This window comes from Mesorhizobium sp. WSM4871, assembly GCF_055811295.1.
Genome location: NZ_JBVVPU010000003.1, coordinates 373778 through 392805, shown reverse-complemented (window position 1 = coordinate 392805; position 19028 = coordinate 373778). Strand labels below are relative to the sequence as shown.

Annotated in this window: 19 protein-coding genes; 10 read left to right on the top strand and 9 right to left on the bottom strand. The window is 61.3% G+C overall.

Annotated elements, in window-relative coordinates:
- Positions 1 to 686: 686 nt before the first annotated feature.
- The gene (locus AC0L2H_RS08505) at positions 687 to 896 is read left to right on the top strand and encodes a hypothetical protein (RefSeq protein WP_473589803.1); all 210 of its coding nucleotides are present in this window, start codon (positions 687 to 689) and stop codon (positions 894 to 896) included.
- A gap of 142 nt (positions 897 to 1038) precedes the next feature.
- On the top strand, positions 1039 to 1677 hold the full coding sequence (locus AC0L2H_RS08500) for a cupin domain-containing protein (RefSeq protein WP_473589802.1): 639 nt from the start codon (positions 1039 to 1041) through the stop codon (positions 1675 to 1677).
- 77 nt (positions 1678 to 1754) lie between these two features.
- Here the strand turns inward: AC0L2H_RS08500 and AC0L2H_RS08495 are convergent, their stop codons facing one another.
- Both AC0L2H_RS08495 and AC0L2H_RS08490 read right to left on the bottom strand, forming a co-directional pair.
- A complete protein-coding gene (locus tag AC0L2H_RS08495; protein WP_473589919.1) occupies positions 1755 to 3467 on the bottom strand; it encodes a diguanylate cyclase domain-containing protein in 1713 nt (570 codons plus the stop codon).
- 272 nt (positions 3468 to 3739) lie between these two features.
- Positions 3740 to 4354 carry a TetR/AcrR family transcriptional regulator gene (locus AC0L2H_RS08490; protein WP_473589801.1) on the bottom strand — a complete coding sequence of 205 codons (615 nt, stop codon included), beginning with the start codon at positions 4352 to 4354 and terminating at the stop codon, positions 3740 to 3742.
- 91 nt (positions 4355 to 4445) lie between these two features.
- Here AC0L2H_RS08490 and AC0L2H_RS08485 point away from each other — a divergent pair, with 91 nt between their 5' ends.
- From AC0L2H_RS08485 to AC0L2H_RS08465, 5 genes are read left to right on the top strand one after another with little or no spacing between them, the layout of a single operon-like run.
- Positions 4446 to 5516, top strand: coding sequence for a polyamine ABC transporter substrate-binding protein (locus tag AC0L2H_RS08485; protein WP_473589800.1), 1071 nt, complete (start codon positions 4446 to 4448; stop codon positions 5514 to 5516).
- A gap of 13 nt (positions 5517 to 5529) precedes the next feature.
- Positions 5530 to 6396 (top strand): ABC transporter permease, encoded by an 867-nt coding sequence (locus AC0L2H_RS08480; RefSeq protein WP_473589799.1) that lies wholly within the window; start codon positions 5530 to 5532, stop codon positions 6394 to 6396.
- Between the two features lies 1 nt (position 6397).
- Complete coding sequence (locus AC0L2H_RS08475) at positions 6398 to 7180, top strand: ABC transporter permease (RefSeq protein ID WP_473589798.1); 783 nt, start codon at positions 6398 to 6400, stop codon at positions 7178 to 7180.
- Positions 7177 to 8241 (top strand): ABC transporter ATP-binding protein, encoded by a 1065-nt coding sequence (locus tag AC0L2H_RS08470; protein ID WP_473589797.1) that lies wholly within the window; start codon positions 7177 to 7179, stop codon positions 8239 to 8241. Before AC0L2H_RS08475 ends, AC0L2H_RS08470 begins: the two co-directional genes overlap by 4 nt.
- A 3-nt stretch (positions 8242 to 8244) precedes the next feature.
- Entirely contained in the window at positions 8245 to 9006 is a 762-nt protein-coding gene (locus AC0L2H_RS08465; protein ID WP_473589796.1) for an MBL fold metallo-hydrolase, read from the top strand.
- 66 nt (positions 9007 to 9072) lie between these two features.
- Here AC0L2H_RS08465 and AC0L2H_RS08460 read toward each other — a convergent pair whose 3' ends face one another.
- Both AC0L2H_RS08460 and AC0L2H_RS08455 read right to left on the bottom strand, forming a co-directional pair.
- Entirely contained in the window at positions 9073 to 10011 is a 939-nt protein-coding gene (locus tag AC0L2H_RS08460) for a glycosyl transferase family 90 (RefSeq protein WP_473589795.1), read from the bottom strand.
- 100 nt (positions 10012 to 10111) lie between these two features.
- Positions 10112 to 11044, bottom strand: coding sequence for a hypothetical protein (locus tag AC0L2H_RS08455; protein WP_473589794.1), 933 nt, complete (start codon positions 11042 to 11044; stop codon positions 10112 to 10114).
- Positions 11045 to 11296: 252 nt separating this feature from the next.
- Between AC0L2H_RS08455 and glf the strand changes: the two genes are divergently transcribed.
- Positions 11297 to 12529, top strand: a complete 1233-nt coding sequence (glf, locus tag AC0L2H_RS08450; RefSeq protein ID WP_473589793.1) for a UDP-galactopyranose mutase — start codon at positions 11297 to 11299, stop codon at positions 12527 to 12529.
- Here glf and AC0L2H_RS08445 read toward each other — a convergent pair.
- Together AC0L2H_RS08445 and AC0L2H_RS08440 are read right to left on the bottom strand one after the other, a co-directional pair.
- Positions 12439 to 13446 (bottom strand): NAD-dependent epimerase/dehydratase family protein, encoded by a 1008-nt coding sequence (locus AC0L2H_RS08445; RefSeq protein WP_473589792.1) that lies wholly within the window; start codon positions 13444 to 13446, stop codon positions 12439 to 12441. The two genes, glf and AC0L2H_RS08445, sit on opposite strands and share 91 nt — an antisense overlap.
- A gap of 182 nt (positions 13447 to 13628) precedes the next feature.
- On the bottom strand, positions 13629 to 13793 hold the full coding sequence (locus tag AC0L2H_RS08440; RefSeq protein ID WP_167434379.1) for a hypothetical protein: 165 nt from the start codon (positions 13791 to 13793) through the stop codon (positions 13629 to 13631).
- Between the two features lie 231 nt (positions 13794 to 14024).
- On the opposite strand from AC0L2H_RS08440, the gene AC0L2H_RS08435 reads away from it, so the two are divergent.
- Positions 14025 to 14798, top strand: a complete 774-nt coding sequence (locus AC0L2H_RS08435; protein ID WP_473589791.1) for an NAD kinase — start codon at positions 14025 to 14027, stop codon at positions 14796 to 14798.
- A 191-nt stretch (positions 14799 to 14989) separates the two neighbouring features.
- On the top strand, positions 14990 to 16621 hold the full coding sequence (locus AC0L2H_RS08430) for a DEAD/DEAH box helicase (RefSeq protein WP_473589790.1): 1632 nt from the start codon (positions 14990 to 14992) through the stop codon (positions 16619 to 16621).
- Positions 16622 to 16806: 185 nt separating this feature from the next.
- Here the strand turns inward: AC0L2H_RS08430 and AC0L2H_RS08425 are convergent, their stop codons facing one another.
- The 3 genes from AC0L2H_RS08425 to AC0L2H_RS08415 all read right to left on the bottom strand — a co-directional run bounded on the left by AC0L2H_RS08425 (position 16807) and on the right by AC0L2H_RS08415 (position 18966).
- Positions 16807 to 17415 carry a hypothetical protein gene (locus AC0L2H_RS08425; protein WP_473589789.1) on the bottom strand — a complete coding sequence of 203 codons (609 nt, stop codon included), beginning with the start codon at positions 17413 to 17415 and terminating at the stop codon, positions 16807 to 16809.
- Between the two features lie 245 nt (positions 17416 to 17660).
- Entirely contained in the window at positions 17661 to 18311 is a 651-nt protein-coding gene (locus tag AC0L2H_RS08420; protein WP_107650221.1) for a YiaD family glycine zipper/OmpA-like lipoprotein, read from the bottom strand.
- Between the two features lie 262 nt (positions 18312 to 18573).
- Positions 18574 to 18966 (bottom strand): hypothetical protein, encoded by a 393-nt coding sequence (locus tag AC0L2H_RS08415; RefSeq protein ID WP_473589788.1) that lies wholly within the window; start codon positions 18964 to 18966, stop codon positions 18574 to 18576.
- Positions 18967 to 19028 lie beyond the last annotated feature (62 nt).

Below are 19028 nucleotides of genomic sequence, written 5' to 3'. Positions count from 1 at the left end.
CTAGTGCCACTACTTTCCATAGCATCTATCGCCCTCCACGATTAGATTACATGTTCTACCGGTTAGCCTATGGAGTCAATTTGTCCGCTCGAGGAATGCAAATTCTGCTCATCTTTGATGACTTCGCAATTGGCCAAAGGCCGAACACCTGGCTATGGTGCAACACAGATCAGGAGGTTCAAAATGTCAGACGACATTCGGAGAAGCGAAAAGGGGGGCAACACTGCCTATCTCAACATTGGCGCGTGGTACGACGCAAGCACTGGTCACATACATCTGACCTTGCCGCATTCAGGATGGTTTCATACCACGGTCAGTGGCGACCCCACGAGCAAACGGGGTCATCCGAATCTATTCGCAAAGCTAGCTCGTGCATTGAGTGAGGCTGGCGTACCCGGTCCTGAGACAACTGGCGCAGAACAGAATTGACGCTGCAACGATTCCGTCGCCTCATCTGCGACGTGCAATGTCTATGGAATGCGGTTCGGCAAGAAATTCAGAGGTTTTCGGGTTCTATAGCCCGAGCCGCCGAAGCCTTTCTCGAAAGACGAGGGCGCCGTCAGCTACGACTGCATCCAGCCCCGCCATTCAATACCATTCGATTAAATTTCTCCTGTGTATATTAGTAGTCGCTCAATTTAGCGCGCTGACAATATCCGTGCGGCGGCCAAACCATGGGTGAACCAATGGGTGTTGTCATGCGAAGTGACTTCGCAGCAGCGCGCGAGCTTTTGGAGTGCGCGCAAAACCGCCTCAGTGGCATCGACGAAACGAGCCAACGCGTCAGCCAGGCGCTGGATGCGCTGATCGAGGAAATAGCCATCGCCGAGTTCCGCAAGGCGCCAGTGACGATCGTGCCGTTTCCCCGTGCGCGGCCGCCCAGGCATGCCCGCTAAAATCGCGATTGCACTTGCGGGAAGTCAGCGCAGGCGTTTTCGCGATCGTCCCCTCAAGCGTCGTTGAAACAGCAGTCCCTTTGGCCGTATGGTGGCGAGTGCGGCACCGGGATGCGCCGGTGTTCCGAGCTACGAGCTCATCATGTCACGCTGTGGGGATGTCTACGAGAACAAGGTGACTGGCGAGTTTGCCGTGATCCTGCGCGGCACCGAAGACCGCGGCCAGGGACCAGGCATCGCCCATTTGACCGCCCGGCCGGGGGCCGCGGTGGTCGGCGAGCACTTCCACCCGAACATGATCGAACGGTTCACCGTTTTCAGCGGCCGGCTCGACGCCCGCATCGCCGGCAAGACTTTCTCCCTGGAGCCCGGCCAATCCGCAACGGTGGAGGCTGGCGTGGCGCACGATTGGTGGAACAGCAGCAAGACCGATGAGGCGCATGTCCTGATCGAATTCGACCGGGCGCCTGGCGCGGACCACATTGACCCGAACCGTTTCGAGCTGCTGATCGGCATGCTCTTCGGCCTGGCCAATGCCGGCAAGGTGGACAAGAAAGGCAGGGCGTCGCCGCTTCAGGCGGCAGTGATCGCCAGGGAATTTGCCGACGTGATCGTCTTCACCCGGCCGTCACCCGCGATCCAGAAGGTGGCGCTAGGAATCCTGGCGCCGCTCGCCAATCTGCTTGGCTATCGGGCGATCGACCCAAGCTACTGCAAACCGCACGGACATATCACGCCAGCCCCTGAAATCCTCGCTCTGGCAGGTCTGCCGGCTGATTGATTTCGATCGGATGCAGGTAGTGGTCGCTTCGGAGTTGCCAATGCCGCTGACGATCTCCGCGCCTTTGTGGCGCGTCATTACCCGCGTCGAGCGGCAGTGGTCGCAACCGCATTTGGGTCATAGGCCTTCCAGGTGCCCCGGCCTCTTGCCTTGGCCTGATAGAGCGCCTTGTCGGCATTCCTAAGCAGCCCTTCCGGATCTGCCTGATCCCTGGGAAAGACGGTATAACCGATGGTTCCGCCGGGAAGCAGGGTGACATCGTCCATCTTCAGCGGCTGTGTCAGGTTCTTCATGATCCGTGTCGCCAGGCTGACGTCGCCGGTGCCGTCCGTGGGACCATACATCAGCACGGCGAATTCATCGCCACCCAGTCTCGCAACCATGTCACCGCGCCTGATCGCCTTCTCGAGACGCCGGGCAATCTCGACCAGAAGCCTGTCCCCCACGGCATGTCCGAAATTGTCGTTGACCTCCTTGAAGCGGTCGAGGTCGAGAAGCATGACGACAAGCTCGCCGCTCTCCGATCGCGCCTTGTCGACCAGCCTGTTGAGTTCGCGGTTGAAGAAGGCGCGGTTTGGCAAGCCGGTGAGAGGATCATGCAGCGCCTGGCGTTCGAGACTCTTCTCGAAACTGCGCCGCTCCGTTACATCAGAGATCGTCTGCACGGTGCAGCCATTGGCCAGGACCTTGGTGCGTAAGGCGAATGTTCTGCCATCGCCGAGTTCGACCAGCTTCTCGCCGTCCTCGCGAAGCGTCGCAAGTTTTTCGGCCAGATGATCGTCCAGGCTTTTGCGAGCACCAAGCGGCTCCTCGCCAAGCTTGACCGACGCCCGAATGATATCGGCGAAGCTGGAACCCGGCATCCGCAGATGTGCAGTGAGAGGAAACAATTCCCTGTAGCGATTGTTGCAGAACAGAATCACGCCATCTGGATCGTACATCGCCAACCCGTCATTCATGTTCTCAAGCGCCTGATCCAGATAGGCCTGGGTCTCTTCGAGCTTTGTTTGCAACGTCCTGCGCAGCGTGACATCTCGATTGTGCGTGATCAGCCCGATGACATCGCCCACATCGTTCGTCATCGGCGCCTTCAAGGTCGACAGCCAACCTGTCGAGCCACCGGCAAAAATGCCTGGCTGCTCGATGGTGGCATGCTTTCCCTCCCGCAGCACCGCCAGTTCGTCGTCACGAAACTGTTTCGCGAGTTCCGGCGGATAGAAATCGAAATCGGTCTTGCCGAGAAGGTCGTCCGCGCTCGCCGCTCCCATCAGTTTCGCCGTGGCCGGATTTGCCGCCAGAAACCGGCCATCGACACCTTTGATGTTCAGGCAATCCGGCAAGGCGTCGACCATGGAGCGAAAAAGCTGGTTGGCGACGGACAGTTCGCGACGCCGCATTTCCTGGAGAAGCAGAACGCCCAGCAGCAGGGTGGCCACAAACGCCAGCAAAACACGCTGCCCAAGCTGCGATATCAGGACAGCCTGCTTTTCCATGGGAAGCGTCAGCACAAGCAACGAACTCAACGTCGCAATCGCGGCAGCCATGAATATGAGGTCGAGGTATCGGATGCGCCGGGATCTACGCAGAGCATAGCCAAGCAATCCGATGGCCGTCGCAAGCATAATGCTCAAAACGCCCGAGAAGACCGCTCCGCCAAGATACAGGCGATACATCAAGGCCGCGCCGGCTGCCATAACGGCTGCGGGCACCCCACCGAAAAGGCCTGTCACGGCGATCATTGGCCCGCGAAAATCATTGTAGACGCCGGGGGAAGCCTCGAAGGCCATCATCATCGAGCCGACGGTGCCTGCGGTCATCACCACGCCAAACAGCAGCCTTTGGCGCGTCTCGCTCAACCGGGCCACGAAATCGCCCACAGAACTCCAGGCAACCAGCATGACAGCGGAGGCGGCAAGATTCGCAAAGAGAGGTTGCCAGATAGCCACCACGAAACCTTTCGGCATAAAGACCGGACGGCATTGTCGACGGCGGCGAATTTCTGATTGGTTACTTCGACTTATTATCTGATGGAATGGTGAATTTTGTTCCCTATGGCGGATTTTCAAACCGCAATCGCCGCCACCAGAATCCGGTTCTGCCGGCGTATCGCCGCGCGCAATTCCGCGATCCTCGCCTCGTCGCGCTTCACGAATTCGATGAACATCATGTTCATGTTGTTGAAGATGAGTTCACCGAGCGCCGGCCCGTCGATGTCGCGGCGCGCCAGGCCGATCTCTTGCAGTCGGGCAATCAGCGCGCGGATCTGTTCGGTCAGCGCCCGGTCGAGCCCGGTATAGGCCTGGCCGAACGGACTTTCGGGAAGCTGCGTCGAGATTGCCATCGCCTGCCGCCACATCTCCTTGCTGAGATAATGCAGCGAGTGCTCGATATAGATGCCAAGCAGCGTATCCAGCGCATCGCCGACATTGGCCGGCGGGTTGGCAACGACGCCGCGCCCGGCATTGAGTACCTCGTTGACCTCCATCGAAACGACGGCGCCAAGGATGTCGCCCTTGTTCTCATAGTAATTGTAGATCGTGCCGATCGACACTTCGGCCTGAGCGGCGATCGTCTCGATCTTGGCGCCCTCATAACCGGCCTCGCGGAAAAGCGCCGCCGCCGCCTCGATGATGCGGCGGTGCCGGTCCGCCTTTTGCCTTGCCCGCAATCCACTCATATCGGCTGTTTGCCACAAAAACAGAATTGACTCAATTTTAGAATTGGTTCAATTTTTTGCAAGAAGCCACAAAGGCAAGGGAGAACACTCGATGTCCATGAATTTTACGTCCGTTCTGAAAATCCATCTGCGTGCCGCAACAGCGGCCGCGGCCCTGCTGCTCGCGACCGGCGCCCAGGCCGCGGATCTCAACGCGCTGATCTGGTGCGATCATGCCGACCCGGCGCTGCTGCAGCCTTTCGAGGAAGCCAATGGCGTCAAGGTCAACGTCAAGGAATTCGAAGGCACCGGCGCCGGCCTGGCGATCGTCGAACAGTCGCAGCCCGGCGATTGGGACGTGATGGTGATCGACAGTATCGACATTCCGCGCGGCGTCGAAAAAGGCCTGTTCGAACCCTTGCCCGAAGACAAATTGCCTGTCGCTGATCTCTTTCCCGAGGTGAAGATGGACAGTTCCACCATCGTCGATGGCAAGCGCTACGGCATCACCGAAAAGTTCGGCTACAACACCATCGGCTACAACAAGACCAAGGTCGATCCGGCCGACATGCAGTCGATGGCAGCCCTCACCGGCGACAAGTACAAGGGCAAGATCGCCATCTACGACTATTATCTGCCGGTCATCGGCATGGCGGCGCTGGCCATCGGCAAGAAGACAGCGGAGCTGACCGAAGCCGACCTTCCCGCCATCAAGGCCGAACTTCTCAAGATGAAGGCCAACGCCAAGCTGGTCGGCGAAGTCACCGCCAGCCAGACCGCGCTGGCCACCGGCGAGGTCGACATACTGGTCGGCGGCGGCGAATGGGTGACGGCAGGGCTGGCCAAGGAAAACCCGGCGCTCGACTTCTCCATCCCGAAGGAGGGTGCGGTGCTCTGGTCGCAATCGCTGGCGATGTTCAAGGATTCCAAAAACAAGGACATGGCGCTGAAGTTCATCCAGTACATTATGAGCCCGGAAGGCCAGGCGCGGCTTGCCACCTCCTCCTGCTATTGGGGCATGCCGGCGAATGCCAAGGCAGCACTCACCGACGACCAGAAGAAGATCCTGCGCTTCGACGAGCAGCCTGGCTTCCTCGCCCGCGCCCAGTCCTACCCGGCGCCGAATGCCGATCTCGACAAGAAGATGCAGGACGTCTGGACCGAAATGCTGCAGGCGCAATGACCGGCTGCCGGTCGTGAGCAACGCTACCAACAGCGGGCGCGCCCTGCCCTGGGCGGGCTTCGCCCTGCCCTGGGCGCTGGTCACGCCGGCGCTCGGCTGGACACTGTTGTTCTTCGTGCTGCCCTTCGTCGCCATGGGGCTTTCCAGCCTCACGGCGCATGAAGGCGGCGGCTTCACGCTCGCCAACTACAGCCAGTTCTTCACCGATCCGTCCTATTGGCGCGCGATGGTCAACTCGCTTGAGGTGACCGCCATCGTCACCTTGGTCTCGGTGCTGCTCGCCTACCCCTTTGCCTGGATCCTCGCCGAACAGGTGCCGGAACGCTGGCAGCGGCTGGCGCTGATGCTGGCCGTGCTGCCGTTCTGGACTTCTTACGTCGTGCGCTCCTATTCCTGGCTGCTGGTGCTGGCGCAGAACGGCGTCGTCAACCGGACGCTGACCAGTCTCGGCCTGGTTGCCGAGCCGCTGCAGCTTGCCAACACGCGTTTCGCCACCGTCACCGGCTTCGTGCACTTCTTCGTCATGCTGTTGACGCTGACCATCTTCGCCAATCTGAAGCAGCTCAGCCCGAGCTACCGCAAGGCCGCCGCCGATCTCGGCGCCGGGCCGGTGCGGACTTTCCTGCATGTCGTCCTGCCGCTGACATTGCCCGGCATCATGGTCGGCGCCTTCCTCACCTTCGTGCTCTGCATCGGCGACTACATCACGCCGCAGATTCTCGGCGGCAACAATGAGCTGTTGATGCCGCAGCTGGTGATGATGCAGATCGGCCGGCGTGGCGACTTTCCGCTGGCGTCGGCGCTGTCGATCATCCTGATGGCGGTCGTCACCGTCGCCTACCTCGCCTGCGCCCGTTGGCTGAAGATCGAGCGGGCCTGAGATGCGCGCTCTTGTCCGTATCGCTTCCTGGCTCTACGCGCTTGCCGTCTACGGCTTCATCTTCCTGCCGGTGATCGTGCTGGTGCTGTTCTCGCTGCAGGCGACGTCGTTTCCGATCCCGCCCTTCACCGGCCCGTCGCTGCGCTGGTACGGCGCGGTGCTCTCCGACACGCGGCTGACCTCGGCATTGGTCAACTCGCTGCTCGTCGCCGTGCTCTCCTCGCTCGCCGCCGTCACGCTCGGCTTCCTCTCCGCCTGGGGATTCGCCCGCTTCACGTTGCCCGGCTCGGCCCTTCTGCGCGGGCTGATCACGCTGCCGCTGACGGTCAGCTATCTCATCATCGGCATGGGGCTCTTGGTGCTGTTCAACTGGACCGGCGTGCCGAAGTCGCTGCTGGCGGCCGGCATCGGCCATGTCGTGATCAACCTGCCGCTCTGCTTTGCTATCATCTACAGCCAGATGGGCGACCACCAGATCAATATCGAGCGCGCCGCGCGCGACCTCGGTGCACCCGAATGGAAGGTGCTGCTTTTGATCACCGTGCCGGTCATGGCGCCGGCGATCTTCGCCGGTTTCTTCCTGTCGATGACCTTCTCCTGGGACGAGTTCGTCATCTCCTTCCTCTTGACCCGCTTCGATACCACCCTGCCGGTCGAGATCTGGAACCTCTTGCGCTCCGGCCTCAATCCCAAGACCAATGCCATCGGTTCGCTGGTCTTTGCCGTCTCCATCGTGCTGGTGGTGCTGTTCGAACTAACGCTGTTGCGGAGAAAGCCGGCGTGACCGCGCCCCTGGTCGATATCCGTGCCGTCTCGCACCGCTTCGGCCAGCAGACGGTGCTGAAGAACGTCTCGCTGCGGATCGAACCGGGCAGCTACACCATCCTGCTCGGCCCCTCGGGCTCCGGCAAGACGACGCTGCTCTCCATTCTCGGCGGCTTTGTCAGCCCGAGCGAAGGCAAGGTGTTCATACGCGGTGAGGATTGCACTTCGGTGCCGCCGGCGAAGCGCCCGACGACCACGGTGTTCCAGGACTATGCGCTGTTCCCGCATATGAGCGTCGGCGCCAATGTCGGCTTCGGCCTGCGCATGCAAGGCGTCGATGCCACAACACGCGCCGCCAGGGCGCGCGAGGCGTTGGCGCTGGTCGGCCTGGCGTCCGCCTTCGACAAGAAGCCGCACCAGCTTTCCGGCGGCCAGCGGCAGCGTGTTGCGCTGGCGCGCGCGCTGGTCATCGAGCCGGCCGTGCTGTTGCTGGACGAACCGCTCGGCGCGCTCGATCTCAAATTGCGCCGGCAGATGCAGGACGAGCTGAAGGCGATTCAGAAGCGGGTCGGCACCGCCTTCATCCATGTCACCCACGACCAGGAAGAAGCGATGGCGCTGGCCGACCATTGCGTGGTGATGAATGATGGCCGCATCGAGGACGAAGGCCCTCCCGAGCGTGTCTATGCGCGGCCGGCGACGCGCTTCTCCGCGACCTTCATGGGCGAAAGCACGATCCTGCAGGGAAACGTGACGGAGGCGAAGAACGGGACGATCTCGGTCGCGACATCAGCCGGCGCGGTCCTGTTGCCCGCTGCCTTGCAGCCAGGCGCGAAAGTCGCCCTCGCCATCCGGCCGGAGCACCTTGTCCTCGGCGCGGCCGGAGGCGCGGTTGCGCTCGGCACGGCCGAGGTAAGCGACGTCGTCTTCCAGGGCAGTTTCAAGCGGGTGCTGGCCACCTCCACTTTAGATGCGCGACTGCAGTTCATCGCCAAAGCCCCCGCTACGGCTGCCATCCAGCCGGGCGACACAACAGCCATTTCGTGCAACGCTGGCGAGATCATCCTGCTGACGGAGTGAGCGATGGGCATGCTTCCGGTCATCGACGCCCCCAACTGGTACGAAGCCATCCGCATGGGCGACGACGTGACGCTGATCCATGAGCCGTGGATCAAGCCGTTCTTCCGCTGCAACATCTGGCATGTGCGCGGCCGCGACCGCGATCTCCTCTTCGATACCGGCCTCGGTCATTTCAGCCTGCGCTCTCACGTACCGCTGGTGACGGAGCGAAAGCTCCTGTGCGTCGCCAGCCACACGCATTTCGACCATATCGGCTGTCACCACGAATTTCCCGACCGCTGCGTGCATCGCGTGGAGGCCGAAATCCTGGCCGACCCCCGCAACGAATGGACGGTCGCCGACCGCTATGCGACCGACGAGATGTTCGATGGCATGCCGCAGGGATGGGACACGGCGCGCTACCATATCCTGCCGGCGCCAGCCGGCCGTCTGCTCGAACAGGGCGACGTCGTCGATCTCGGCGACCGGGCCTTCGAGGTGATCCATACGCCAGGCCACTCGCCCGGCGGCATCGCGCTCTACGAAAACAGGACGGGCATCCTGTTATCCGGCGACATCATCTATGACGGCCCGCTGATCGACGATGTCTACCATTCGCTGGTCGATGACTATGTCGCAACGCTGCTTCGCATGCGCGATCTCGATGTCACGGTCGTGCATGGCGGCCATTTCCCGAGCTTCGGCAAGGTGCGTTATCGCCAGCTGGTCGACGACTATCTCGCGCAAAAGCGGCAAGCCGGCTGCCACGTGCCTCAGGCCCGATAAGCATCAGCTTCCACGCGTCCCGTGCCGAGCTGTCGCGGCAATCCGGCGCGGCCCTCCGTTGGATGGCTACTTCACACCGGATTTCAAATTGCCACCGGCAGCCACGTGATCTTCAAGCAAGCAGGCCCATGCGGCCACCGCGGCCGAGCGCGTCAGGTGGGTTCGCGCGAATTCCTGCGCCTCCGCCGCTATTTCGGCCTCCATTTTTGGATTGGCACGCAACCATTCGATACGCTCGACCAGGTCGGACATGTTTCGTGCCACCGGGACATAGTGACGGAACGGCTCGATGTCCCTGAAGAACCACTCATGCCACGGTCGTTCCTGCATCAGCACAACACGTCTGGTGTGGAGCAGCAATTTCAGGCGACCGCTGTAGCCCGCACCTTCCACGTCAATCATGTATCTGTATGTGGCTGCCTGTTCCTCCATGGTCTTGAAAGCGCCGGAATATCCCACGGACGCGCGGTCGTATTCAGGCGCGGTGTCGTAGGCTTCCAGGAGATCGGGCCGGACTGTCGCGGCCCGGACAGTCGCCTTGCGCGCGTCGTTCATGCAGCGCCCGGCCCAAAACGCACTGTTCTTGCGTGGCGGCCCTTCCGACGCGGCTGCCATCGCCGACGTTTTTTTATCGAAGTCGTCGAATTTCGCCTCCGGCCAGCCATTGAAAATGAAATCAGGCGCGGCGATCTCGGTATATCCGTCTGCCGACGAAAAGCCGAAACGCGTTCGGTGCCTGTATCTCTTTTTAAACGGCGCGTCGGCCAGGTTGACATAGAAAGGCGGAATGCTGCGAACGCCGAGCGATGCCAGCGCTTCGGCAACAAGGGTCAGGACTTGTATGTGCCTTTGAAGCCAGACAGCGCGGAAACTTGCCTCCAACCCTCCCCTGCTGAACTGGCAGTACATTTCGCCTCGATTGAGCCGATGCACCAAGCCGCTTCCCTTTTCGGCGATGCGGACAGGTAGGGGCAGATTCGGGATCACCGCCTTGAGGCCCGCCATTTCAACGATGCTTCCTGAGTGGTTATGTGCGAATTTTGACAGCGGGTTCCGGCGTGTCAGACACTTGCGGAAGACGGATCAGCCGCCGCCCGGCACAGGGTCAGCCGGCAACGATTGCGGGAAGCGAGATCGTGTATTTCGGCGCCCGGTCCCTTTTGAGCTTGCGCCACGGCCTTAGCCGATCCTTCAGCCGGATAGCGGGTATCTGATAGACCGGAGGAGCCAAGCCAGCGGGTTCATAGTATCTGTCCAGAATGTTCGTCTGCAGAAGGCGGCGTTCCTGGGTGAAGAAGCTGAAATGCGCCACGACCAGATCGCCGAGCACCTTGCCTGGACGGTCGAGTTTTGCCGGCAGCGTTGCTGAAAGCCATTCTTCCTCACCACCATGGTCGCCGCCTGGCGGAAAGAAACCATCGCCAAGCTCGACTATGTCCGATCCGAAAAAGCCGATTGCGTTGATCGAGAAGCGCGACAGCCTGACCTCCCGGTCCGGGACGCGGAAATCGCCGAGCCGGTTGGTCCGGACGGCTTCGATGAAGACCGGATGAAGCGCCTGCGGAAAGCTTGCATGAGCCCAGGAGAACTCGCATGAAGCCTGGCACGTGAGCGGTCCCTCGACCAGAACCCTGGACAGGTACTTGATCATTGTATTGCAGATCGCATTGTTGATGATCAGCGGCGCATACCAGAGGGCCGCCCCCTTTTCCGCCATGACCCGTTTCATGAAGCGGGCGAAGAAGCCTTCCTCCAGAAAAACCACGTCATCGTCCAGGCGCAGATAGAAAGCGTCGGCGTCGTCGCAGAAGCGAAAGAAATCGCCGATCGCATTGTTGCTGCCGTCGGCTTGGGGAAGCGTCTTTATCACGCAGCGCTTATCTGTCGCAGCCAGGCGTTGCAGGTAGGCGCGATCGGCCTCGTTGCGGCAATTGTCCCACAGATGCCATTCGTAAACATCCGCGCTTTTCAGGACATGATGGCTGAGCAAGCGAAGATATCTCTCGCGGCCGGCCGGAGTTACGACAATCAACTTCATGGGATGGTCATGTCCTGCCGTGGCCGCAGATCTGCCGCCGCTTTTTCCGATGACACTTGCGAGCGATCGCCCACATCGGCCGCGCCGGTCATAGCAGACATGAAATCGGTTGGCATCCGCTACTTCGACGCATAGGACCGTCCATCGGAGCGTCTGATCTTCCCTGGCTTCGACGGACCCCGACGGTGACCCTTCGCGCTCACCCGGGTTTGGTGTAAAGGCCGGCCTCAAACCTCAAGAGCAGGTATACGAATGAACGACAACGTGCTGAACGGTGCCGCAATCCTTATCGTCGGCGCCGGATTTTATGGCGCGACGCTCGCCGAGCGCATCGCCACGAAGCTCGGCCGGCGCGTACTGGTGATCGACCGGCGCCCGCATATCGGCGGCAATGCCTACACCGAACCGGATCCGACCACAGGCGTCGAGATACACCGCTACGGGCCGCATCTCTTCCACACATCGAACGAAGAGGTCTGGCGTTACCTCCGGAACTTCACCGACTTCAGCGCCTACCGTCACCGTGCCTTCTCGACCCATCGCGACCAGGTTTATCCGCTGCCGATCAACCTCGCCACGATCTGCCAGTTCTTCGGCCGGCGCTTCAGCCCCGACGAGGCTCGCGCCATGATTGCCGAGCAGTCGTCGGAACTTGGCGACCGTTTGCCGGGCAATCTCGAGGAGAAGGCGATATCCCTGGTCGGACGGCGGCTCTACGAGGCCTTCATCCAGGGCTATACCGCCAAGCAGTGGCAGACCGACCCGCGCGAGCTACCCGCGCAGGTCATCACGCGCCTGCCCGTCCGCTACAATTTCGAGGACGGCTATTTCAACGACCGCTTCCAGGGCCAGCCGCTGGACGGCTATACGGCGATCTTCGAGAAGATGCTCGCCCACGATCTCATCGAGACGAGGCTTGGCATCGACTTCTTCGATATCAGGAACGTGCTGCCAGAGGGCGTGCCGGTCGTCTACACCGGTCCGATCGACCGCTATTTCGACTATGCCGAAGGAGAACTCGGCTGGCGAACCATCGACATCGAACTGGAGATCATGGATACGCCGGACTATCAGGGCACCTCGATCATGAACTATGCCGATGAAGCCGTGCCCTATACACGCGTGCTCGAGTTCCGGCATTTCAACCCGGAGCGCCAGCATACAAGCGGGAAAACGCTGATCGGCCGCGAATATTCGCGTTTCGCGCGCCGCGCCGACGAACCCTATTATCCGATCGATACACGCAGGGACCAGGCGACCTATGGGCGCTATGTCGCGCGCATGGGCCGGGAAAAGAACATTCATTTCGGCGGCCGCCTGGGCACTTACCGCTATCTGGACATGCACCAGGCCATCGGCTCGGCCCTCAAGGCGTTCGAGACCGTGTTCGAACCCTATTTCGAAGGACGGCTGGACACCGTGTCGAGAAATGCCGGCGCAACGGGGCCGGCGTCAACGGCCGCCATCTGTTCCCGAAACCAATGAAGGGTGCGCTCAATGCCATCCTGATAACCGGTTTTCGCTTTCCAGCCAGGGAGAATGCGTCTGGCCAAAGTCAAATCCGGACACCGATTTGTCGGATCCTGGGGTGCTGGCGGACGATGCTCGATGGAGCCGCCCGGAACAAGTGAGCAGACGAATTTCGCGATCTGCAGCACGGGCACCTCGCAATCGTTTCCGATGTTCAGCGGGCCTCGATGTGAGATGTTGTCGCGCCAAAAGAAACGCTCCAGGGCGTCGACGATATCGTCGACATGACCCCAACTCCGCGATTGAGAGCCGTCGCCGTACACGGTCAGGATTCCGGTTGTCAGGGCCTGACTTATGAAGTTCGAAATCGCGCGGCCGTCGTCGATCCGCGTTCGCGAACCATAGACGTTGAAGAGCCTCACCACACGGACGTCAAGGCCGTCGACACGTTGCGTCTCGAACAGCAAGGACTCCGTGCAGCGCTTGCTTTCGTCGTATGACGATCTGGGTCCGGTGCAATCCACCGAGCCCCTGTAGCTCTCGGGCTGTGGGGAAACCAGCGGATCGCCATAGACTTCCGAGGTCGAGGTGAAGCAGAAGCGGCCGCCCGGTTTGAGCAAGGTCAAAAGATTGAGGGCTCCGCCCAGATTGGCCTTGATGGTGCGGGCCGGCGAGCGCATGTACCAGGGAGGCGACGCAGGCGAGGCAAGGTGGATGATCTCGTCGAAGCGTCGATCGGACCGGAAGTTCTCGACGTCCTGGATTTCCAGGCTCAGGCGCGGATCGGCGATATGCGCAATGTTCTGCCGCGACCCTGTCCACAGATTGTCGACGACAACCAACGTCTCCAGATCGGCGCGTAGCAACAGGCGGTCGATCAAATGTGAGCCGATGAAGCCGCAGCCTCCGGATACCAAAACGCTGCGCGCCATAAAAAATTCAACCCCTCGACATCGGGCCATCCAAGGCCACGTGTCTTTTCCGCCAAAGCGCCATGTAGATCGCGACCGACCCCAATTGCAATGAGCGGCCTTGGCGCAGGCTGTGTATTCACAGCTGTGGAGCCGCTAGAGAGTGAAGGAATTCAGGCGGCGCGTTCCGGAGCCTTGCGAATTCACAGCGCCCTTTGCGGGCACGGCGTGCCGGCGGCGTCGCCGCAGCGTGAAGCCGTGGGCTGGGGCCGGAAACTCATTTCTTCGGACTGGCGCACCAGTTGGGCGAAGGCCAGGGCGAAACCTCCCAGCATCAGGAAGACGATAATCAGGCGTGCCAGTGGCAATAGATCGGCCTCGACTGGTTAGCCCCCACGCCGCCCGTCCATTGTCGGCTAACATGACCGATCCGGCTTTACGAGAGTTTAAGCCTGATCTTAACCATCACATTCGCTTGTGTCGCGACATGATGCGCGAACAATCGCCACCGGCGCCTCGGCGCCTCCCTTTGCAGAAATGCCTGCCCATGCTACCCCGGCGCTGGCGCAGCCCCAGCAACCGGCCGCCACTCGGGAGCCATGAGCAAAGCCGCCAGCCCTTTCGCCTTCGTCTCCTCCGGCACCGCCGACGCCAATGCGGCGCTGCAGAGCCTTTCGGCGCGCTATGGCCAGGCATCCGTCGAGGAGGCCGGGATCGTCGTGGCCCTCGGCGGCGACGGCTTCCTGTTGCAGACCTTGCGCGACACGATGAGCACGGGAAAGAAGGTCTACGGCATGAACCGTGGCACCATCGGCTTCCTGATGAACGAGTACCGCGCCAGCGGCCTGACCGAACGCATCGCCGCGGCTGTGGCCGAAACGATCCGTCCGCTGGAGATGCTGGCGGTAACGCATGAAGGCGAAACAGTTTCGGCGCTGGCGATCAACGAGGTCGCGCTGTGGCGCCAGTCCTATCAGACGGCCAAGATCCGCATTACCGTGGACGAGCAGGAACGGCTGGAGGAGTTGAACTGCGACGGCGTGATGATTGCGACGCCGGCCGGCTCGACGGCCTACAATTTATCCGCGCATGGGCCGATCCTGCCACTCGACGCGCCGCTGCTGGCGCTGACCCCGGTCAGCCCGTTTCGCCCGCGCCGCTGGCGCGGCGCGCTGCTCTCCAACAAGGCGACCGTGCGCTTCGACATTCTTGAGCCGGAAAAGCGGCCGGTGAACGCCGCCGCCGACCACACCGAAGTCAAGGCGGTGACCTCGGTTACCGTCCGGGAATCACCAAATGCGACGGCGACGCTGCTGTTCGATCCCAACCATTCGTGGAACGAACGCATCCTTGCCGAGCAGTTCCGTTATTGAAGCGGCGCATGTCCGCCAGCGTGATTAAGCACGGCGATTAAGGTTACGACTTCACAATCGTCCCAATCCCGGCTGTTTCTGTTGACAAATCGCGGGCTTGCGCCTAGTGCAATGCACAATATCGCAAGCGCGTGGCGCTTGCCGCGACGGCTACCGTTGCGCCCCCGAACTCAGCCAAAGACAGCCAACACTTGTCCTCAGACACCCAGATCGCTCAAGAAGCGTTGACTTTCGCAGACCTTGGCCTGTCGCCAAAGGTCCTTTCCGCAGTCACCGATGCCGGCTACACCGAGCCGACGCCAATCCAGGCTGGCGCCATCCCGCACGCCTTGCTCGGCAAGGATATTTTAGGCATCGCCCAGACCGGCACCGGCAAGACGGCATCGTTTGTGCTGCCGATGCTGACGCGCCTCGAAAAAGGCCGGGCACGCGCACGCATGCCGCGCACGCTGATTTTGGAACCGACGCGCGAACTCGCAGCGCAGGTCGAAGAGAATTTCATCAGATACGGCAAGAATCACAAGCTCAACATCGCGCTGTTGATCGGCGGCGTGTCCTTCGACGAGCAGGACAAGAAGCTGGAGCGCGGCGCCGACGTGCTGATCGCGACGCCCGGCCGTCTGCTCGACCATCGCGAGCGCGGCAAGCTGCTGCTCAACGGCGTCGAGATCCTTGTCATCGATGAGGCCGACCGCATGCTCGACATGGGCTTCATCCCCGACATCGAGCGTATCTGCGAGATGATCCCGTTTACGCGCCAGACTTTGTTCTTCTCGGCGACGATGCCGCCGGAGATCACCAAGCTCACCGAAAAATTCCTGCATGCGCCGGTGCGCGTCGAGGTCTCGAAGGCCGCGTCCGCCGCCACCAATATCATTCAGCGGCTGGTGAAGTCCGGCTCCAAGCCGTGGGACAAGCGCGAGACGCTGCGCAACCTGATCAAGGCCGAGGATGCAGAGCTGAAGAACGCCATCATCTTCTGCAATCGCAAGGTCGAGGTCTCGGAACTCTTCCGCTCGTTGCTGAAGTATGATTTCGACGCCGGTGCGCTGCATGGCGACATGGATCAGCGCGCGCGCATGCAGATGCTGGCCAATTTCCGCGACGGCAAGTTGCGCTATCTCGTCGCCTCGGACGTCGCGGCGCGCGGCCTCGACATTCCCGATGTCAGCCATGTCTTCAACTATGACGTACCGATCCACGCCGAAGACTATGTCCATCGCATCGGCCGTACCGGCCGCGCCGGACGCTCGGGAAAATCCTTCACCATCGCCACCAAGTCGGACACCAAATACATCGACGCCATCGAGCGACTGATCGGCACCAAGATCGAGTGGCATGACGGCGATTTGTCGACGGTGGTCGCCAACGAAGGCGAGGACGAAGCACCGCGTCGTGGCCGTGGCGCCCCGCGTCGCGCCGGCCGCAAGGACGACGACCGCAAGGACAGGGGTGAGCGCAAGCCACGTGAGCGCCACGCCAAGCCCGGCGAAGACGCTGCACAGGAAGCGACGCGCGAGGAGCAGCCTGATGTGGCCGAGGCGGCGGTCGCCGACATCGGCGAGCGGCGCGCACGCAAGGAAGCGATCCGTTCGGAAAACAGCGACCGCCAGGCTTCGCCCGAACGTCAGGCTTCACCCGACCGCCAGTCTTCACCCGACCGGAAGCCCTCATCCGACCGCAACGCACAGCGGACGCCCGAACGTGGCGACAGCAAACCGCAGCGTGACCGCCCTGCCCGCCATCGCCAGGAAGACAATGACGCGACCGTCGGCTTCGGCGACGACATGCCGGCCTTCATGCGGATTATCGCCAAGGTCTGACAAATCAATCGAGAAGCGGTTCAACGATCCCAAAAATCGTTGAACCGCCCTAATGCATGTCGCGCAAAAGTGTGCAGCGGTTTTGCGATGACGACATGCATGAAAACAAGAACTTAAAGCGCGTCGCATGAATCCGCTCAAACGCGACGCGCTTTAAGGCGCGCCACGCTGCAACCGGGTAGCCGTCACATCGGTCCGGGCATCATCTTGGTCGGTTTCTCCAGCAGCGGGAACTCGGCCTCGTCGCATTTCACGCTCGGGTTCGTGGGGCTGAACATGCCGTTCGGGTTGTCCCTGAACAACCACGCATGAAGATCGTAGTGGACGAACTCCTTCGGGATCAGGGGATAGTGCCCCTCCATCGGCCCCTGGAAGACCTGGCCAAAGAGCTTCGGAGGTTCCTTGGTGTCTGGCGTCAGGGGCACCAGCCATTCCACGCCCACCAAGCGCAGACCTTTCTTGCTCGGTTCGTAGATCAGCACATTCGGGCGCATCGGGTCGAGTTTCTGGCCGACGCTGGGGACGTTGACGAAATGGATGCCCATGGCGCCCTTCGGGTAATCCATCGCGCCCTGTATCTTGTCTCCGCTGTAATGGACGCAGCCCACGGTCGAAAGATAGAGGTCGCGAACGGCGGCCGTGTAATCTTCATACTTGGCCAGCGATTTTTTCAAGGCATCGATGTCGGCCTTGCTGGCGTCCTCGGCCCGGGCCGTGGCCATGCCAAGCCATGCGCCAATCACACCTGTCAAAACGAGGACGCCGCAACGCCCAAGGCGAGTTGTTCTTGTCATGCATTCCTCCCAGATTTTCTGATCTGGCCGTGCAAGACCGAGGCGTTAACGATGCTGATTGCGCGGCCGATTTGTACCGCCTCATCCCCTCTGGAACAGCGTCGATGCTAATCCTTTCCGCAGTTGCGCGAAAGCAGTTCGTTAGAACTAGCTAATACTCTTCGTTGGGCGGCAGAGCACAAACGTCCATAGACACAAAAACGGCCCCGCAACGGGGCCGTTTTTCGCGTTTAATGCCGAACTGCTCAGGTGAGCGGCGAGAGCTGGATCTCGACGCGGCGGTTCTGTGCGCGGCCCTCGGCCGTGGCATTTGAGGCGATCGGACGCGTCTTGCCGAAGCCGGTGACGGCGAAGCGGCGGGAATCGACGCCCTGCCCGGACAAATAGTTGGCCACCGCCAAGGCGCGGCGCTGCGACAGGTCGAAATTGTGCTCGGCGCTACCAGTCGAATCGGTGTGGCCGAATACGTCGACCGTGGTCTGCTTGAACTTCTTCAGCACAAGCGCCACCGAATTCAGGACGTCATAAAAGCCGGGCTTCACGGCGTCCTGGTCGACATTGAAGGTGATGTCGGACGGCATGTTGAGGATGATCTGGTCGCCGGTGCGGGTGACGCTGACGCCGGTACCTTCAAGCTGCCGGCGCAGTTCCGCCTCGTTCTGGTCCATGGTGGCGCCGATGGCGCCGCCGGCCAGCGCACCGATACCAGCGCCGATCAGCGCGTTGCGGCGATCATTGCCGCCGGCAAGCAGGCCGACGCCGGCGCCGGCCAGCGCCCCGAGACCGGCACCGGCCGCGGTGTTGGAGATCTTCTGGTCTCCGGTATACGGATCGGTGGTGGTGCAGGCGCTCACGAGCACAGCCGTCGCCACAACGACGAGCACAGTCTTTTTCATCGGGTAGTCCCTCTCCAAACCGCGGTCGCGCCGAAGGCGCGCCAAATCAGCCCTTCCTGCCTCGTTGTAACATGAAATGCGGCGAAAAACGGAACGGGAAAAGCGGCTGGTCAAGGCTTTTCCCGGCCCAATTCTGAAGCGCGTCGCGTTTGAACGGGATCATGCGACATCGAGGTCGAAGTCGTCGAACAAGCGCGAATTCACGCTGATCTATTAGAGCGTACTTTATGCGTCCAAGTGAACGCACGTCGCTCTGATACGCTCAGTAGGAGCGCGGCGGCACGAACAGGCAGATGGTCTTGCCGGCGTCGAGGCCAGCCTGATGCGCGCACCAGTGGAACTCGCCATCCGGGCTGTCCTTGACGCGCTTGTCGGTCATGGGAACAACCTCGCCCGTGCCGGCAATCACATAGCCCTCAGGTTTTTCCAGGACTTCGCCCGTATGGGTCGTACGGCAATCATAGTTCGCACAGCAGGCGAATGGATAGCTCCAGCCTTGCGGCTTCGCCGCGGTCGGCGTGGCGTCGTGCGCAAGCGCAGGTGCCGTCAGCACCGCAATCGCCCCGGTCGTGAACAAGGGAAACAGCAGTTGGGACAACAAGAGGCGGCCCGCCGTTTGTACGGCTGAAGCCGGTCGGGTCAATGAAGCAGGCATGGGCGCAGTCCTATCCAACGAGTTATCAAGCGTTTCGCTTGCCCCGCCCAGAACGTGTCTTC

Coding starts and splice junctions, on each gene's coding strand:
- AC0L2H_RS08505 (WP_473589803.1), top strand. CDS start 687: ATGGGTGTTGTCATGCGAAGTGACTTCGCAGCAGCGCGCGAGCTTTTG.
- AC0L2H_RS08500 (WP_473589802.1), top strand. CDS start 1,039: ATGTCACGCTGTGGGGATGTCTACGAGAACAAGGTGACTGGCGAGTTT.
- AC0L2H_RS08495 (WP_473589919.1), bottom strand. CDS start 3,467: ATGATGGCCTTCGAGGCTTCCCCCGGCGTCTACAATGATTTTCGCGGG.
- AC0L2H_RS08490 (WP_473589801.1), bottom strand. CDS start 4,354: ATGAGTGGATTGCGGGCAAGGCAAAAGGCGGACCGGCACCGCCGCATC.
- AC0L2H_RS08485 (WP_473589800.1), top strand. CDS start 4,446: ATGTCCATGAATTTTACGTCCGTTCTGAAAATCCATCTGCGTGCCGCA.
- AC0L2H_RS08475 (WP_473589798.1), top strand. CDS start 6,398: ATGCGCGCTCTTGTCCGTATCGCTTCCTGGCTCTACGCGCTTGCCGTC.
- AC0L2H_RS08465 (WP_473589796.1), top strand. CDS start 8,245: ATGGGCATGCTTCCGGTCATCGACGCCCCCAACTGGTACGAAGCCATC.
- AC0L2H_RS08460 (WP_473589795.1), bottom strand. CDS start 10,011: ATGGCGGGCCTCAAGGCGGTGATCCCGAATCTGCCCCTACCTGTCCGC.
- AC0L2H_RS08455 (WP_473589794.1), bottom strand. CDS start 11,044: ATGAAGTTGATTGTCGTAACTCCGGCCGGCCGCGAGAGATATCTTCGC.
- glf (WP_473589793.1), top strand. CDS start 11,297: ATGAACGACAACGTGCTGAACGGTGCCGCAATCCTTATCGTCGGCGCC.
- AC0L2H_RS08445 (WP_473589792.1), bottom strand. CDS start 13,446: ATGGCGCGCAGCGTTTTGGTATCCGGAGGCTGCGGCTTCATCGGCTCA.
- AC0L2H_RS08435 (WP_473589791.1), top strand. CDS start 14,025: ATGAGCAAAGCCGCCAGCCCTTTCGCCTTCGTCTCCTCCGGCACCGCC.
- AC0L2H_RS08425 (WP_473589789.1), bottom strand. CDS start 17,415: ATGACAAGAACAACTCGCCTTGGGCGTTGCGGCGTCCTCGTTTTGACA.
- AC0L2H_RS08420 (WP_107650221.1), bottom strand. CDS start 18,311: ATGAAAAAGACTGTGCTCGTCGTTGTGGCGACGGCTGTGCTCGTGAGC.
- AC0L2H_RS08415 (WP_473589788.1), bottom strand. CDS start 18,966: ATGCCTGCTTCATTGACCCGACCGGCTTCAGCCGTACAAACGGCGGGC.